This window comes from Rhodococcus sp. LB1 (assembly GCF_001583455.1).
GTDB classification, from domain to species: Bacteria; Actinomycetota; Actinomycetes; order Mycobacteriales; family Mycobacteriaceae; genus Rhodococcus_F; species Rhodococcus_F opacus.
In genome coordinates this window covers 1-2,570 of the sequence record NZ_LTCZ01000090.1, presented here as the reverse complement: position 1 = coordinate 2,570, position 2,570 = coordinate 1, and the positions used below count along the sequence as shown (strand labels likewise).

Annotated in this window: 1 protein-coding gene; it reads right to left on the bottom strand. The window is 65.2% G+C overall.

Annotated elements, in window-relative coordinates:
• A partial coding sequence (locus tag AZG88_RS53640; protein ID WP_231914022.1) for a non-ribosomal peptide synthetase occupies positions 1-2,570 on the bottom strand: 2,570 nt, incomplete at both ends.

Below are 2,570 nucleotides of genomic sequence, written 5' to 3'. Positions count from 1 at the left end.
GCCGCCAACGCCTTACCCCGGACCTGATCGAGCACCTGGTCGAACCGCGGGTTCCCCGACACATCGACGCGTAGCACCCAGGTATTGACGAAGAAACCCACCAACTCGGTCAACGCTTCGTCGGTGCGACCCGCGATCGGTCCGCCGATCGCGACATCGCCCCCGGCACCGAGTCTGCGGAGTACTACCGCCAGCATTGATTGCAATACCATCGATGGTGTTGCCCCACTATTGTGAGCCAATTCGGTTATCGCCGTCGCACGTTCGGGTCCGATCGAGAACTCGACCACTCCGCCGCCGTAACTCGGTGCGGCCGGTCGTCGCCGGTCGGCAGGTAGCTCGATGCAGTCGGGTAGCCCCGCCAGCTCGGTTTTCCAGTAGTCGAGCTGGGTGGAGATCACACTGCCCGGATCGTGCTCACTGCCCAGTTCTTCTCGCTGCCACAGGGTGTAATCGGCGTACTGCACCGGCAGCGGTGCCCACCCCGGAACCCTGCCCTCCGAACGGGCCTCATACGCGACGGCGATGTCACGTGCGAGCGGTGTCAACGACGCCCCGTCCCCCGCAATATGGTGGAGCACCAAGACCAGGATGTGGTCGTGGGATCCGAACGCCATCAACGTTGCCCGGATCGGAATTTCGTGTTCGACGTCGAACCGATACCCTGCAGCCGTGGTCACTGCCGCGGGTATCTCGTCTGCCTCGACGTCGATTATCTGCACTGGCGAAGGGACCTCGTCGGTGGAAAGGATTTCCTGGAACGGAATCCCCTCGGCTTCGCCGAAGATCGTTCGCAGGCTCTCGTGCCGGGCGATCACGTCCTCGATCGCCGCCACCAAGGCCTCGGTGTCGAGGTCGCCGGTGAGTCGCACCGTCACCGGGATGTTGTAGATGGCCGACGGGCCCTCGAAGCGGTGTAGGAACCACAGCCGTGCCTGCGCGAACGACAACGGCACCCGCTCAGGCCGCGTACGTGGGACCAGCGGCGGCCGAACCGCTCCGGAGCCGAGTCGCGGTGCCAGTGCGGCGATCGTAGGAGATTCGAACACCATCCGGATCGGGACCTCCTTCCCCAGCACCGTGCGGATCCGCCCGACCAACCGTGTCGCGGACAGCGAATGCCCACCGAGATCGAAGAAGCTGTCGTCGATCCCCACCCGCGGGACGTCCAGCACGTCAGCGAAAAGCGAGAGCAGTGTCTCCTCGATCGATGACCGCGGCGCGCGGAACATCCCACCGGTGAACTCGGGTGCCGGTAGCGCTTTCCGATCCAGCTTCCCGTTCGCCGTCAACGGCAACCGATCCACCAGCATGATCACCGCCGGCACCATGTACTCCGGGAGCCGCCCCGTCACGAACTCTCGTACCCCCACACCCGTGTCGGTGTCGGTGGGCTCGAGGACGACGTACCCCACCAACTGCCCGCCCGTCGCCGGGGTGTCCCGGGCAATGACCACTGCCTGCGCCACCGCCGGGTGCTTCAGTAGTACCGCTTCGATCTCCCCCGGCTCCACCCGGAACCCCCGCACCTTCACCTGCTCGTCAGCACGTCCCACGAACTCGAGCACACCATCAGCAGTCCACCGCGCCAGATCCCCCGATCGATACATTCGCGCACCCACCGCCCCGAACGGACATGCGACAAACCGCTCCGCCGTCAACCCGGGCCGGCCCAGATAGCCGCGCGCCAACTGAACCCCGGCGATATACAACTCCCCCACCACACCCACCGGAACCGGCCGAAGCCCGGCGCCCAACACGAATACCTGCGAATTCCGTACCGGCACACCGATCGGCACCGACCCACCGACAGGGTTGTCCGACGACTCCACGACCTGGCTCGTCACGTAGACGGTGGTCTCCGTCGGACCGTACCCGTTGACAACCCGGACACCGGGAATCGCGGCACCGACTGCACTGAGCAATTGCCCTGACAACTGCTCGCCGATGAACACCACCGTCTCGGCACTCACCGTGCTCTCGATCTGATCGAGTATCTCCTCGAACGCCGACGGGACAGTGCTGATCACTCCCCCGGTCCAGCCGCGCTGTTCGCCGAGCACGAGAACGTCACGCACAATGTCGATACTCCCGCCGGCGCACAACGCAGCGAAGATCTCCAACACCGACACGTCGAAACTCACCGACGTACTTGCCAGCACCCGCGCCAGCCCTGGCCCACCGAGACTCGCGGCCACCTGCACCATGCAGTTGACGACGTTGTGGTGGTCGACCGTGACCCCTTTCGGGGTGCCGGTCGATCCGGAGGTGTACATCACGTACGCGGTGTTGTCCGGCCGAAGTGGTGTGGCGCGGTCGTTGTCGCCGGGGATGTCCTCCCGTTGATCGACCTCGTCCGAGTACGCGTCGAGTAGTAGCGTGGGGATACCGTTGTCGGGCAGCATGCTCGAGGTGGTGGTGTCGGTCAGGATCAGGATCGGAGCGGCGTCGGTCAGGATGAACCCGGTCCGTGCACTCGGGTAGCGGGGGTCGATCGGCAGATACCCGCCCCCGGCCTCGAGGATGGCCAACAACGCGACGACCAACTCGGGTGACCGCTCCAATGCGAC